This is a genomic window from Leptospira perolatii, from assembly GCF_002811875.1.
Taxonomy (GTDB): domain Bacteria; phylum Spirochaetota; class Leptospiria; order Leptospirales; family Leptospiraceae; genus Leptospira_B; species Leptospira_B perolatii.
In genome coordinates this window covers 199862-214135 of sequence record NZ_NPDZ01000005.1, presented here as the reverse complement: position 1 = coordinate 214135, position 14274 = coordinate 199862, and the positions used below count along the sequence as shown (strand labels likewise).

Annotated in this window: 13 protein-coding genes; 4 read left to right on the top strand and 9 right to left on the bottom strand. The window is 42.3% G+C overall.

Annotated elements, in window-relative coordinates; genetic code table 11:
• Window positions 1–5: 5 nt before the first annotated feature.
• The gene (locus tag CH373_RS10280) at window positions 6–680 is read right to left on the bottom strand and encodes a TIGR00266 family protein (protein WP_100713493.1); all 675 of its coding nucleotides are present in this window, start codon (window positions 678–680) and stop codon (window positions 6–8) included.
• Between the two features lie 25 nt (window positions 681–705).
• Window positions 706–1371, bottom strand: a complete 666-nt coding sequence (locus CH373_RS10275) for a TIGR00266 family protein (protein ID WP_100713532.1) — start codon at window positions 1369–1371, stop codon at window positions 706–708.
• 108 nt (window positions 1372–1479) lie between these two features.
• Here CH373_RS10275 and CH373_RS10270 point away from each other — a divergent pair, with 108 nt between their 5' ends.
• The 3 genes from CH373_RS10270 to ptsP all read left to right on the top strand — a co-directional run bounded on the left by CH373_RS10270 (window position 1480) and on the right by ptsP (window position 5179).
• Window positions 1480–2139, top strand: a complete 660-nt coding sequence (locus tag CH373_RS10270) for an SDR family oxidoreductase (RefSeq protein WP_100713492.1) — start codon at window positions 1480–1482, stop codon at window positions 2137–2139.
• Window positions 2140–2436: 297 nt separating this feature from the next.
• The gene (gene lpxC / locus CH373_RS10265) at window positions 2437–3342 is read left to right on the top strand and encodes a UDP-3-O-acyl-N-acetylglucosamine deacetylase (protein WP_100713531.1); all 906 of its coding nucleotides are present in this window, start codon (window positions 2437–2439) and stop codon (window positions 3340–3342) included.
• A 94-nt stretch (window positions 3343–3436) separates the two neighbouring features.
• Window positions 3437–5179 (top strand): phosphoenolpyruvate--protein phosphotransferase, encoded by a 1743-nt coding sequence (ptsP, locus tag CH373_RS10260; protein WP_100713491.1) that lies wholly within the window; start codon window positions 3437–3439, stop codon window positions 5177–5179.
• 33 nt (window positions 5180–5212) lie between these two features.
• Here the strand turns inward: ptsP and CH373_RS10255 are convergent, their stop codons facing one another.
• The 3 genes from CH373_RS10255 to CH373_RS10245 form a co-directional block, all read right to left on the bottom strand.
• Window positions 5213–5896, bottom strand: coding sequence for an LIC11631 family protein (locus CH373_RS10255; protein ID WP_100713490.1), 684 nt, complete (start codon window positions 5894–5896; stop codon window positions 5213–5215).
• A gap of 95 nt (window positions 5897–5991) precedes the next feature.
• On the bottom strand, window positions 5992–8037 hold the full coding sequence (locus CH373_RS10250; protein ID WP_100713489.1) for an AMP-dependent synthetase/ligase: 2046 nt from the start codon (window positions 8035–8037) through the stop codon (window positions 5992–5994).
• Window positions 8038–8199: 162 nt separating this feature from the next.
• A complete protein-coding gene (locus tag CH373_RS10245) occupies window positions 8200–8721 on the bottom strand; it encodes a TlpA family protein disulfide reductase (protein WP_100713488.1) in 522 nt (173 codons plus the stop codon).
• Between the two features lie 274 nt (window positions 8722–8995).
• Between CH373_RS10245 and CH373_RS10240 the strand changes: the two genes are divergently transcribed.
• Window positions 8996–9403, top strand: a complete 408-nt coding sequence (locus tag CH373_RS10240) for a hypothetical protein (RefSeq protein WP_100713487.1) — start codon at window positions 8996–8998, stop codon at window positions 9401–9403.
• A gap of 42 nt (window positions 9404–9445) precedes the next feature.
• Here the strand turns inward: CH373_RS10240 and CH373_RS10235 are convergent, their stop codons facing one another.
• The 4 genes from CH373_RS10235 to CH373_RS10220 all read right to left on the bottom strand — a co-directional run bounded on the left by CH373_RS10235 (window position 9446) and on the right by CH373_RS10220 (window position 14265).
• Window positions 9446–10642: a glycosyltransferase family 4 protein gene (locus CH373_RS10235; protein WP_423789765.1), complete on the bottom strand. Its 1197-nt coding sequence runs from the start codon at window positions 10640–10642 to the stop codon at window positions 9446–9448.
• Window positions 10643–10698: 56 nt separating this feature from the next.
• A complete protein-coding gene (locus CH373_RS10230) occupies window positions 10699–11568 on the bottom strand; it encodes a 3'(2'),5'-bisphosphate nucleotidase CysQ family protein (RefSeq protein WP_100713486.1) in 870 nt (289 codons plus the stop codon).
• Window positions 11569–11579: 11 nt separating this feature from the next.
• Window positions 11580–12011, bottom strand: a complete 432-nt coding sequence (locus CH373_RS10225) for an LIC11625 family surface-exposed protein (protein ID WP_100713529.1) — start codon at window positions 12009–12011, stop codon at window positions 11580–11582.
• Between the two features lie 61 nt (window positions 12012–12072).
• On the bottom strand, window positions 12073–14265 hold the full coding sequence (locus tag CH373_RS10220) for an ATP-dependent helicase (RefSeq protein WP_165778813.1): 2193 nt from the start codon (window positions 14263–14265) through the stop codon (window positions 12073–12075).
• Window positions 14266–14274: the final 9 nt, after the last annotated feature.

Genomic DNA, 14274 nt, shown 5'->3' with positions numbered 1-14274 from the left:
TCCGATTATCTCTTTTTAGGAGGAAGTTCAGATCTGAACCAAGCCCCTAATCCCGGCACGTTTCTGGATTGAATCCAAAGTTTCCCTTTTCCCTGAAACCTTGCGACCAAGCCCTCACCTCCGAAAAAGAAGGACTTCCAACCGCCGAACTTGGTGATTTTGTAATTTAGGCCTTCTTCAAATGCTACAATATGACCTGTATCAACGATAAAGTCCCCTTCTACATCCAGTGTTTCGATTCCTCCGTAGCTCGAAATGAGTAAGTCCCCATTTCCGGAAAGCTTCAGAAAGAATAAAGATTCACCGCTAAAGAACCCCTTTAGTCCTTGGAATTTCGTATCAATATCAATCGACGGAGATGCCGCCAGAAAAGAGCTGGATTGTACAAATACAGTCTTTCCATTTAGATTCACGTTTTCGATATCTCCAGGCAAGGTCGGCGCAAGCAAAACTTCTCCAGCTTGATTCGCCGTAAAAGTATTCATCCAAAAGGATTCTCCTCCCAAGAATGCTGCTTTCAAAGATTTGAGCAGGCCACCTTTTTGAGCCTTGTGAGTTTCGATATTCATACCGGAACTCATACTCATCATAGCTCCGGCTTCTGCTTTAATTGATTCACCCGAAGCCAAATCGACTTTTGCGACACAATAGGAGGGTTTATACAATAAACTAATCTTCATAATGTTTCCTTAATACACTGATCAATTAGGTAGGCAACAGCCCGGTAAGCCAGGAGATAAATCCGGAAGGCACTCTACTTTGAATCCATAACGTACCAGTTCCGGAGAAGTTTGCGACCAGTCCTTCTCCACTGAAAAAAGTGGACTTCCAACTTCCCCCAGCCTTACCTACTTTAAACTGCAAAGATGAATCGAAGGCTACGATATGCCCCGTATCTACTGTATATGCTCCGTTGACTTGAATCGGAATAACAGCTCCATACGCATTCAAGAAAGCTTTTCCATTTCCGGAAAGTTCCAAGAGAAACAATCCTTCTCCACCGAACAAGGATCGCAATCCGCCGAACCTGGATTTCACTTGAACCGCTTCGTCAGAAGCAAGATAGGATCCTGCTTGCACTAAGACGGTCTTGCTATTCAAATCCATTTCTACGATATCCCCAGGTAATTCGGGAGCGAGACCAATTTCAGCTCCTCCACCGGGCGCTTTATAGGTATTAAAGAAAAATGATTCTCCACCTAGAAATCTTCTGGCCAAAGCGGACAAAAATCCGCTTCCCATTTTGGTTTCTACTTCGATCCCGGAACTCATGTACACCATAGCACCAGCTTCTGATTTAATGGATTGACCAGGTCCCAAGCGAAGCTTCAATAAGGAATAGGAAGGCTTGTGGGTAATTTGGTATTGCATAACCGGGCAAGGTTGAAAGAAATTTCCGGTTTCGTCAACCGGATTCCGACGAATCCTCATAGCAATTCTTCAAATCGATCGCTTTAAGATCCGGGAAATTACAGAATTATGAAACACATACTCATTACCGGTGCAAACCGAGGAATCGGATTCGAACTCAGTAAACAACTTTTTCAAAAAGGTTACGATGTGCTAGCCGCCTGCAGAAAAAGTTCGGAACCTCTCAAAAGAACTTCGATTCCGATTTTCGAAGGACTAGATTTGACAGATCCTAGAGGTTTCGAATCACTTTCAAATCGAATTTCCGGAAAACCCTTGGACTTGCTCATCAACAATGCCGGAATTCTATTACCGGACAATTTAGAAACGATCGATTTTGAAGAAGTGGAGACTCAGTTTTTAGTCAATGCTCTCGGTCCGATTCGACTCACTAGGCATTTATTACCAAAAATGAAAGATGGGTCTAAAATCGTGTTCATCACTAGTAGGATGGGTTCCATCGGAGACAATAGTTCCGGAGGATATTACGGATATAGAATGTCTAAAGCAGCTCTAAATGCAGGTGCAGTTTCTTTAGCAAGGGACCTCGCCCAACGTCACATTTCTATCGCTATTTTACACCCCGGAATGGTCGCAACCGAGATGACCGGCAGACAAGGAATTCCGGTTTCGGAAGCGGCATCCGGTTTGATCCGACAGATCGAGACCTGGGATTTATCTAAGTCCGGGCAGTTTTATCACCAAAACGGAGAGCATCTCCCTTGGTGATTCTTGCGAGCTAAACCGCTTGGACTAAATTCTGACTTCTGTCTCCCTAAAACAACACTGTGGTAAAAATGAGACAGATGGAAAGAAATTACTTTCTTTTTATGTCTCTACTACCCTAAATCCGCGATTAAAGGTTCTCCAGGAACCATTATTTATAGTTTCTTGGCATGGATGTTGCAATAGGTAGTCTGAAAGGAGTATTTCGCTTATCCCTCAAGGGATGCGCGAAAAAATACCTGAAAGATGCGAACTACTTTATCCGGCGTTACAATAGATAAGTACGCAATTAGGAACGAAATGAATCTTAGGGAACATAGAAAAACAATTAAAGACTCGATTCGGATCAAAGGGATCGGTTTACACTCCGGAAAGGAAGTAAATCTAATTGCACACCCGGCTCCTTCTGGAACTGGAATTGTGTTCGAGTACAGGAAGGGCAATGATAAGGCCTCTTTGCCTGTAGAACTAAGCAATGTTGTTGATACAAGTAATGCTACTACCTTAGGAGACGGATTACACAAAATCCAAACTGTGGAACATATCATGGCTGCGATATTTTCCCTCGGGATCACTGATATGATCCTAGAGATTGACGCAGTGGAGATCCCGATCATGGATGGGTCCTCTCTCCCTTTTCTAGATGCCTTTGAATCGATCGGATATACCGAATTCGAAGAAACCATCGATCCAATCTTTGTTCAGAATCCTCTTTGGGTTGTGGATGGAGACAAATACCTGGTAATACTTCCTAGCAAAGAATGGAAAGTGACTTATACGATTGATTTCCCTCATCCACTTTTGAAAGGGCAATCCATCACGATAGATCTGAATCGGGAAGTTTTGAAAAAGGAAATCCTTCCCGCAAGAACATTCGGATTTTTGAGGGATGTAGAGGCTCTGCAGGCAAGGGGATTGGCTATGGGAGGCTCTTTAGACAACGCTATCGTGCTCACCCAGGACGGATATTTGAACGAGTCCCTTCGATACGAAAACGAGTGCGTTCGTCATAAGATTCTGGACCTAGTCGGAGACCTGTCAATCGCTGGGCGCCCTATCATAGGCCACTATCTCGCTTCCAAAGCAGGACACGCGCTGGATATTTCGATGGCCAAACTGGTCATGAGCAGTGTCACCGGAAACGAACTCGGGAAATACAAAAGCCGTCGAATTCCGCTGTTCAGCCGAAAAGCAGCTGGCGTCTAATTTCCAGAAATTTGAACCTAAGATTTCTCTGAGGAAAAGGATTGTCAGAGCACGTACGGGCATATATTCCTAGTTTGCTCGTACGGCTCCCTTCATGGCATCCATAGGCAAGAGAACAATTTATCCAGGCATCGTCGCCTTCCCAGGAAGGTTCTACGGCCGTTGTGTCAAAATCGGAAGCAAAAGAAGAGCTTTGGTGCACGGAGCTTACATTCACGAAAGTGAAAAACCTTCCGAATTGGCCAAATTAGAAAGAGCAGTTTCCATCACAAAAACGGAACTGAGAGGAATCCTCTCCCAATTAGGAGACCGTCCTCAAGACAACGAGCTGAAAGCGATTTTAGAAACTCAAGTCACTCTCACCGAAGATCCGATGCTGCTTTCTTCGATTCGGGACAAAATTAGGAATAATGCAGAAAATGCATTTTTAGCAGTCCAGAATTCCATCCATGAGTGGATGGAAAAATTCAATCGAATCGACGATCCATATTTCCGAGAAAGATCGGACCACTTGCAGGACATCTCGAATCGATTTCTAGAAAATCTATTGGATAAAAAAGAAGAAGTTTCCTTTCTTTCTGAGGCAACCGATGACGTTATCCTTGTAGCTCGAGAACTAAATCCTAGCCAAATGATCCTAATGGATAAAAGCAGAATCCGAGGAATCATCACGGATCTAGGCGGCAAAACTGGTCACATGGCGATCTTAGCTCGCAACTTTGGAATTCCTACAATCGTGGGATTGAAACAATTTTATTCTCAAGTGAAAGATAACGAATTCGTATTGTTAGACGGAGATAACGGACAAGTGGTCCGCAATCCAGCAATCGAAGAAGTAAAATACTACGGAGCATCCTCTCCCTATCCTCTCCAGGAGAAAAAAGGCAAAACTCTCAAAGCCGTGACCAAGGATGGGATTCGAATTAAAGTAAAATGTAATTTAGAATCAGATGGAGATTGCGATCTCGCAAAAAAACACGAGGTAGAAGGAGTAGGATTATTTAGATCGGAATCTTTGTTTTTGAAATACCAGGACAAAAATGTTTCCGGCGAGGAACAGTTCGAAGCATATAAAAGAATTGCAGAGGGAATGGACCCGAGTCCGGTTTATATTCGGACCTTCGATATCGGCGCAGATAAATTCTCCACCGGAGAATTCGAAGAAAATCCTTTTTTAGGAAATCGCGGAATCAGATATAGTCTGCAAAACCTCGATTGGTTTAAGGAGCAGCTTACCGCAATCCTTCGCGCGTCCTCGTATGGGAATATCAGTATCATGCTTCCGATGGTAACATCTCTTTCCGAAATTCGGAAAACAAAAGAATTATTAAACGAATGCAAAAAGGAACTGAGTGCTCAAAAAGAAAAATTCCACCGCAAAATCAAACTAGGAATCATGGTAGAAACTCCTTCTGCGGTATCATCGCTGGATCTCCTAGTTCAAGAAGTAGACTTTATCTCAGTAGGTACGAACGATCTTCTTCAATATTTAATGGCAGTGGATAGAAACAACCTGAACGTATCCAATTTGTACAATCCGTTCCATGTTTCCTTTCTAAGATCACTCGCCCAGATCATAGAAACTACCCGAAAATATGAAGTGCCCTTGAGTATTTGCGGAGAAATCGCGTCCGATACGAATTTTACAATTCTATTAATTGGACTGGGGTTTAGAGAATTGTCCGTTTCACTTCCTTTTGTATCTTCGATTCGAAAAATCGTGAACTCGATAGACTTAAAACAGGCAAAACAACTGGTTAAGAAAATTCTGGAACTTTCAGAAAAAGAAGAATACGAAGCGATCGAGTCTTTCCTGTTCAGTAAACATTTGGAATAGATCGATCAAACTGCCGGCTAAACCAGAGACCTCCTACTCAGAAACTCGGGAATATTCCAAGGCGATAAATAGAAACTCAGGTAAATTCGAATTCTTTTCTTGGACAAACACTGAGGAAAGTCCTGCTCCTGGTTTTATGAAATGCAAATAAGATTGTCGATTCGTCCTGAGAAAAAGATTTCCACTGATTTTCCTTTCTTTGGCAAAAGTGGAAAAATCGCCCAAAAGCGAAGTAAGATTACATTGAGATTTTCGAAACTGAAAAAGATATTCGCGCCCTTTCCAAGAACCGAATAGCTGAAATCCTTTTCCCTCGCCAAGATTGAAATGAAATGTTTCATCCTTATTTAAGAATAGCTCAGAACTTTCTTTGGATTCTTGCTCTGGCTCCAAAAAGAAGTGCAAAGGAACTTTTTGCCCTATCAATTTCGGAACAAATCCAGAAACCTGAATAAAGCGAGGAGAATCCTTTCCACTTACACAAGAAAGTCCCTTCTTAAAAAGATTGGAAATTTTACGTATTTCCAAACTTTCTTCTAATAACTCTGCTCTAGCATATAGAAAAGCTAATACTGCAGGAGAAAACTCCCGAACCCTGGATAGATCCCAAATTTCATGGTTTCTAGCTGGAGAGAAGTACAGATTATCAAGAGAATACAAATCCGAATGCCCATAAGGCTCGAAAATGGAAGAATGATTTTCCGCTTTGGAATTCATACTAAAACTATCGGCCCGTTTCAATTGCTTAAGGCAAAAAAAAACCACAAGTTTTGATCACTTGCGGTTTTCTTAATTTTACAAAAACGAAAGTTTTAATTCGAATTTGTTGAATAAGCCTTTTTGATTTTTTCGGCGTATTTCTCGGCTATGATGTGCCTTTTCATTTTCATCAGGTTCGTCAGCTCTTCTCCGACTTCAAACGGTTTTGTAATCAGGAAGAACGGAGTCACCTGTTCAAAAGATTTGAAACCGTTCTTAGAATTGTTAAGAGACTTGATCTCTTTGCGATATAATTCGATCACTTTCGAATTCTCTACGAGTTTCTCTCGGTCAGAATCCTCTACGCCGTTCTCTTTGCACCATTCTCCTAACTTGTCAAAATCTGGAATAATAATCGCACCTAGATTCTTCTGATCCTGTCCGATGATCATACACTGGCTGATCAGTGGACTTTCCTGGAGTTTATTCTCGATGGGTACCGGCTCTACGTTTTCCCCACCCAACAATACCACAGTATCTTTTGCTCTTCCGGTGAGTGTGAGGGTCTTTTTGAAGTTAATCATCCCCATATCACCGGTGTTCATCCACCCCTCGTTTAGAGCTTTGGAAGTAGCTTCTTCGTTTTTGAAGTAACCTTTCATGACTTGAGGTCCTTTTACAAAAACTACACCTTTCTTACCTAATTTACCTTTGGTGATATTTCCCTTCTCATCCACTTCGGTGAGAACTTCATTGTTATCATTTCTAATTTGGACTTTTGCTTGCGGAACGATTTCACCGACAGATCCGATAATCAGTTTTCTGAAAGTACGGACCGAAATTACGGGAGAGGTTTCGGTCATTCCGTATCCTTCCAATACCTTGATTCCGATATTGTTGAAGAATTCGTCCACGTGTTTTGGAAGCGCACCACCACCGGAAATTGATGCCCTCAATCTTCCACCAGTTGCAGTTCTAATTTTAGCGAGTACAACTTTATCCAAAGTCAAACTATTAAAGAGTACGCCTACACCAGAAATGATATAAAGCGGTAAGCTCAAGAAAGAAAGATTCGTTGTAGAGAGAGCGTAAGCAGCAAGAGCAGATGCAATCGTTAAAGTGAAAGGTCCAGTCAAGAGGAGTTGCAGAACCATTCCCAAGCCGTAGAAGAATGAATATACAATATTTCTACCATGGTAATCTACTTCTTTGCCTGAGAGAAAACGGACCGCTGCATTCTTTTTGTCAGAAAAGAAATACGCTAGTTTAAATAATCCTCTTCTTAATGCAGGAGTCTGACCCGGATCATTAATTCTGGTATAGATTCCGTTGTAAATATTTTCCCAAAGTCTTGGAGCAGATCCCATGAACGTAGGTTTTACAGTGGCAAGGTCCTGGCGCAGATCGCGAACATTGGTATAATAAGTCGCGGCACCGATACTAATACATACGCATTCGACCACTCTTTCAAATACGTGCCAAATTGGTAATATAGAAAGTAGTTTTGCTTCTCCGTTGATATCCAACATAGGAGTCACATGCAATACCTGGTGCATCATATTGGAATGCATAAGCTGCACCCCTTTTGGCAATCCAGTCGTTCCCGAAGTATAAATTAATGTAAACAGGTCATCTGGACGGATTTGGCTGACCCTTTCTTCCGACTTTTTAGATCCGCCTTCTCTCAGCTTCTTTCCCTTTTCGACTAGATCATAAAATTTTAATACTCCAGGAGCATTAGAATCCTTATCCATCATGATCAAAGTTTTTACTTTAGGAAGCTGGGATTTGTTCCGGTTAAACTTTTCGAGCATCTTATCATTTTCTATAAAAACAATTTCTGCTTCGGAGTGATTCACAATATATACGATTTCAGAATCTGTAATGTCCGTACCGCGAGGGACATCTGCTGCTCCTGCGAGCAAAATTCCGTAGTCCGCGATAATCCACTCCACTCGGTTATCAGCCAAGAGAGCAATGTGATCTTTTGCATTTACCCCAAGATCGATTAAGGCCTCTGCGAGGCAAACACCCTTGTCATAGAGTTCTCCAAACGTAATAGAGAGATAGTTTTTGCTTGCGTCTTTATAAAAGAATGCCGGACGGTTCTTAAATTTATCCGCCGCTTCTCGGTACATTTGGGCCAGATTATCTGCCATGAATCTATTTCTCCTAATATGCGTAGAGGGTAATATGTATTTTCTCCAAGGGAGTTGGAGATAAGTCCCTATACTAAAATGCGAACCATAGAAATAAATCTTTTTTTCGCTCTTTACGCCAGGAAAATCTGGAAGGAACTCCTCGGAAACCGGAGACTACTTCTAGGGGGAGTCCAACCAGTTTCTAAGGCGGCCTCTTAGCATGGGAAAGTCCTTTTGGGAAATTCCGTATTGAAAATGAATTCTTTTTCCGGACTTGCTAAAAACGAATAATGCCGGCTGACCTTCTAACCTGAGCTGATTGACAAGTTTCCAATCCGGGTCCAAAAGACTCGGGTACTTCATTCCAAATTCTTCCGCTGCTTTCCTAATTTGTGCGACGCTTAAGTTATTCTCAGTGTTTACTCCCAGGACCACTGCGTTTTTGCCTTCTAATTCTTTCTGTAGAGCGTCTACGACTGGAACTGCCTTTTTGCAAGGCACGCACCAACTAGCCCAAAAGTCTAGTACGATCACCTTTCCCTTGAAATCCGAAAGTTGAGTCTCCTTTCCATCCCAATCTACAAGTGTAATTTGGTAAATTTCCGGATCTTCCTCTCCTTTACAAAACAACAGGTTGAATAAAACGAAGACCAAAAGAACTGCTGCAAATGCAAAAGGGAAAAAATGCCGATTCGGTTTCATTGTGATGGCTTCGAGAATCTTCGAAAGCCTAAGACTTACAAGTCGAATTCAGGGAATGAGATCCGACCGAATTTCGGAGCCCTTTGTTCAAGGTAGGAGCTCCTACAAAATGTAGGGAGGCAGAACTTACTTGCGGAAAAGCGGAATCTGTGCAATAGGGACGGATTGGTACCACCGCACCGGCCCCCGCCCAGGAAGGGCGGGGCTACCTCGAGAAAACTTAATTTTCTCTCCTTGATTACACGCTGCACCCCAAAAGTATGGGAATCCACCCGTGTCAGACCATGTTTACAATTACTTTTACCAGTTCGATGAATTTGAGAATTATCTCAAAAGCAAAAAGTTCATCGGCAAGGGGATAGAAGCGATCGCAAATCCTGAGCGACCTTTCGATTCGAGTCAATCTGTCTCTGTGATTCTTTCCTGGAACCGGAATGCTGGGTTGCATCTTTTGTTAAAAAGCCCGAAATCCGAAGTAAGCATCACTCGCAAAACCTTAATCGAAGATGAATGGGAAAGAAAAGAGGATCTATTCAGATTCTTACCTGATCAGAATTCCGAAATCATATTTCAAGCCCTCGACAGGCAGAGGATTCACCTTGTATGGAAGTTTCAGACCGGGATCGCTTTTTCAGGAATTCTGGAGGCAAAAAAAGGATCCTTCCACTTTTTGAATTTCTAACCTCAAAAGTCATTTTTTCTCATACATTTGAGAATTAGAGAATCATAATTTTACAATATTCAAAAACGCTTCTTTAGTCACTTCGACAGCAGCGGTTCTGTCAAATTTCTTCAGATTCGGCTTCGGCAATTTCTTCCGTTTCAGGGTAAAATCAAGCATTGCCTTCGACCAAACCTTAGGATCCTGGATTGATAAGTACAAAGCGGACTTTCCTGCAATTTCGTGGAATACCTCTAGATCCGAGACGATGCAAGGCAGGTTCCGGTTTAAAGCTTCTAGAAGCGGAATTCCAAATCCTTCATACAAAGATGGAAAAAGAAACAAGCTAGCCCGTGAATATAGGTATTGAACCTCTAAATCGCTGGGAGAATCGATCCAGAGTATTTTTCCACTTTCTGAGTCCTTTCTTAACTGTTTCAAAAATTCTGGAGATTCCCAACCTGCCTTGCCAGCGTGCACCCAAAGCCAGCCCTTTTCTTTGCACAAATTTCTGTATTCATCGTAGGCCTTTTTGAGGAAGCCGAAATTTTTCCTTGGTTCTACGGTGGAGACCGATAGCATGAATTTTTTCGGCAGGTTTTTCGTTTTAGACGACGGCGCAACTTGTAAATTAGAATTCGATTTTGTTTCCAAGTTTAGATTCGGATACACTACCCTAATCTTATCCTTAGGAATTTCGAAATGTTCCGAGACTTCTTTTGCGGTAGCTTTCGAATTTGCTAAAATGATCTCGGCTCGTTTTGCGCTCCTTTCTAGATAAAAATATTGTTGGTATCTTGCGATAGGTCGCATCGTACTCGGAAACCGATATGCGACTAAGTCGTGATAGGTCAACACTCCAGGAATATCTGCGGAAAGGAACAGAGGAAACACCTGTTGCGTTCCCCAAAAAATATCGACTGGCTTTTTCCATAGTCGAATCGGAAGCAGTAACGCGAAATAGATCCCTCCCTTCTTAGCGAGAAATCCTTTTCCGACTTCCACTTTGATATTGGGAAGTTTTAAGAGATGAGTATAACTCGGATGAATTTCCTTGTGAGTAAATAAAATGAATTCAAATCTTGGATCCTTCACAAAACCGGAGATCAGAGACTCTATCAATCTTCCGACTCCAGAGACCGGTGTAGAAAAAGGTCGCGCGTCTACCCCGATCCTATATTTTCTTACGAAGCCAATGGAGGCTTGATTGCTTCCGACCTTTTGCTTTGGATTCTTTTTAGAGGAATTTTTTTTTTTCAACAACAGGTCCTTGTTTTTTAGGAACTTTCTTCTGAATAAGTAGCAAACTTTCTGGCTTAATCCCAGGAATACTTCACACTTTTCGAAACTTCCTTTCCGTATAATTCATGAAACTTTTCTAAAGTATTCTTGTGTCCTGCCAACAATCCGATTCCTTTCTCAGCACTGGGAAAAGTATAAGGCAGTTCGGTTTTAAGTTCCAAGTCGAACCCTCCGGATGCTCGAATAATCGCGATCCCGCCGGCGATATCCCAATCATTTTTGGGACGAAGCGACAATACGAGTGGAAATTTTCCGACTCCGACTAAAGCGAGTTTGTACGCGATCGATCCAGTGGTTTTTAAAGTAAATTTTTCGGAATACGAAGCGTTGCGAAACAAACCTTGCCTTTCTTCGGACTTTGAAATTAGAATCTTACTGTGATTTTCGGAGGAGGTGTAAGATTCTTCTTCTAGAAACTTTTTGGACTGAGACCACTGAATCTTTTGCCCTTGGAAAGGCGGAGAAAGAATTTCAAATCCGGCGCCGACGCCATCTTTTCCCCAGAAGAATTCTCCGTTAGCTGGATTCATTACGATTCCAAAAATCGGTCTGCCGTCTTCAACCAAACCCAAACTTAGAGCAAATTCTGGGTTCTTAGAGACGAACTCTCTCGTACCATCGATGGGATCCAGTATCCAGATTCTCTTATGAAAATCTAATTTTGCAGAATGCGAAGCCGCATCTTCTTCTGAGCGGACAGGATCTCCCCAAATCGATTGTATCCCCTGGACAATGATCCGATTTGCCAGTAAATCGGCTTCTGTAACCGGATCTCCTTTCTTTTTTTCGTACACCGGAAAGTCGGTCCGATAGATTTTCAAAATCTCATCGGCCGCTTTGAGAACTAATTCGGATACTCTGTCGGCTTCGTCAGGAAAAACCATCCTTCGGAAATCTATTTCCCAGGACTAGGTTTGCTCTCGTCCTTGTGAACCTCTTCTTCCATTTTTTCTGGACGGATATAAAATACTTCGTTTTCTGGAGTCTGTAGATAAATTTCCGGATCCATTAAATAACTATAAAAAACGATGAAATTCTTGTAGCGCACATAAACAGCGTAGGTTCCTTTTTGCTGTTCATATTGAACCGAATCTGCATTCATGTCCTTTAAAAAATCCTTATAATTCAGATACTTCCGATGGAGGCTGTATTTAAGCGCTGAAAATAAGTTTTTTTCAAGAGTGGCTTTTTTAGAAGCCTCCGAAATCTTTCGATTCTTATTGAATTCTTCGACCTTGTTGAATTCCTCAACGAGACCGGTTACTTTTCCCGCAAAAAGCGGACTTACTAAGGCAACTGCCAAAGCCAAACCTAGGATGCGTTTCATGGGCTTTCCTGTTCTCCTTGGTTCTAGTATCGGTTTTTCCGAACGGGAACTTTCCCTTTCGTTATAATTTCTCCAAAGGAGTATAAGCAAGGAAAAAGTTTTTCTCCAGGTTTCCGAACCGAATTTTCACTTTCCTGTTTTTACCATTTCCCAGAACTCCGACCACGACGCCAATCCCGAACTGAGCGTGTTTTACCTTATCCCCTTCTCCGATTTGGGCCTCTTCACCCAAAGGCTCACCCTGTTCGATTTCCGGGTCGATTTCTGTAAGTACCGAAGTCACCGCGGAAGCTACAGGCGGACCGGAAGGCCGACGGACTCCGAAGTGACGAACCGATCCTTCAGAGTCGAAGCACTCTCTCGGGATTTCGGAGAGAAATCTAGAAGCAATTCTAGGCTCCACTTTTCCGAATTTTCTAGAGTATCTACAGTAGCTCAGAAATAGATCTTCCCTTGCGCGGGTCAAAGCCACATAAAACAACCTTCTCTCTTCTTCTTCACCTTTCGGTTCTTCGAGGGACATCGTATGAGGAAATGTGCCCTCCTCTAAACCGGTCAAAAGAACTATAGGAAATTCTAGTCCTTTTGCATTGTGTACTGTCATTAGGTGAACATAGTCTGTAAGCTGGGCAGAATCTTCTTCCGAAGTCAAAAGACTGATCTGGTTCAGATACTCTTCTAGATTCGGAGAGTCTTCTCTCTCTTCGTATTCTTCTATAGAATTGATGAATTCTCTAACGTTCTCCACTCTGGAAATCGCTTCTTCATCATGAGAATTACGCTGCATATACTCGATCCATCCGGACCTTTGCACGATTTCTAGAGCGATCTTGGAAGGAAGTACCCTTTTTTCCTTTTTGTCGATCAGATCTTCGAAAAGATGGAAGAGCTCTTTCACTTTCGCAAGACCTGCCTTTTTTAAAGGAAGCCCCGGATCACCCAAGCATTCCAAAAGTGAAATTCCTTTTTCTATGGAAAATTCCCTCATCTTATCTAGGCTTGCTTCTCCGATTCCGCGCGGCGGATTATTCACGATTCGCAGCAAAGAAACTGAATCCATCGGATTCGCTACGACATTCAAGTAGGCTACCATATCCTTAATCTCTGCCCGATCAAAGAACCTAAACCCTCCGAATATCTTGTAAGGAATTCCTGCCGAACGTAACGCTTCTTCAAAGTTTCTAGACTGCGCATTCGTTCTGTAGAAAATTGCGAATTCTTTATATACTTTTCCCTTAGAGACCTTGGATCTGATTTTTCGAACCACATCAAATGCTTCTTCAGTCTCATTCTCGTACTCTGAGAGTTGCACCGGTTCTCCCGGAGGATTGTTGGTGAATAATTCCTTTTCTTTTCTCTCAGGATTATTGGAAATAACCCTCGAAGCAGCTTGGATGATCTTTGCTGTAGAACGATAATTCTCTTCAAGCTTCACTACAAAAGCATTCGGAAAATCTTTTTCAAAATTTAGTATATTAGAAATATCTGCTCCTCTCCAGGAATAGATGGACTGGTCGTCGTCTCCCACTACGCACAAATTTCCTCTGTCACCGGAAAGCAATCGGACCAATCTGTATTGTACCTTATTCGTATCTTGGTATTCGTCCACCATCACGTACTGCCAACGATTTTGGTATTTGGTTAGTACTTCCCTGTCCTGCTCAAATAGCCTGACTACCTTTAAAATCAAGTCACCAAAATCGAAAGCTTGGTTTTTGGTTTTCCTCTTTTCGTATTCGGAATAGATCTTGGAAATTACTTGAGATCTGTAGGAAAAGTTCTCCTTTCTCACATAACCATCCGGGTCCAGCATAGAGTCTTTCATCGAAGAGAAAATATCTGCAAGAGTGGAAGGTTTGTACTGCTTTGGATCTTCATGTAGATCCTTTAAGATTTGCTTAATTAAGGATTCCTGAAGTGTAGAATCGTAAACAGTAAACCCTGAATCTATCCCGAGTCTGGAAGCTTCCCTTCTCAGTATATACAGTGCGATCGAATGAAATGTCTTGATCTGTACATTAAAAGGAAGATTCGGAACCAATGCTTTGACCCGTTCCGACATTTCTGCCGCGGCTTTATTCGTAAAAGTCAGTGCACAGATCGCGTCTGTCCTTCTATTCAAGATTAAATTGGCGATTCGATGAGTGATCACTCTAGTCTTGCCGGAACCAGCTCCAGCGAGAATGAGCACTGGACCGTCGAGACGCTCGACTGCAGCTTTTTGAGGTCCGTTAAGACCTTCCGTTAAGTCCAAAGTGGAACT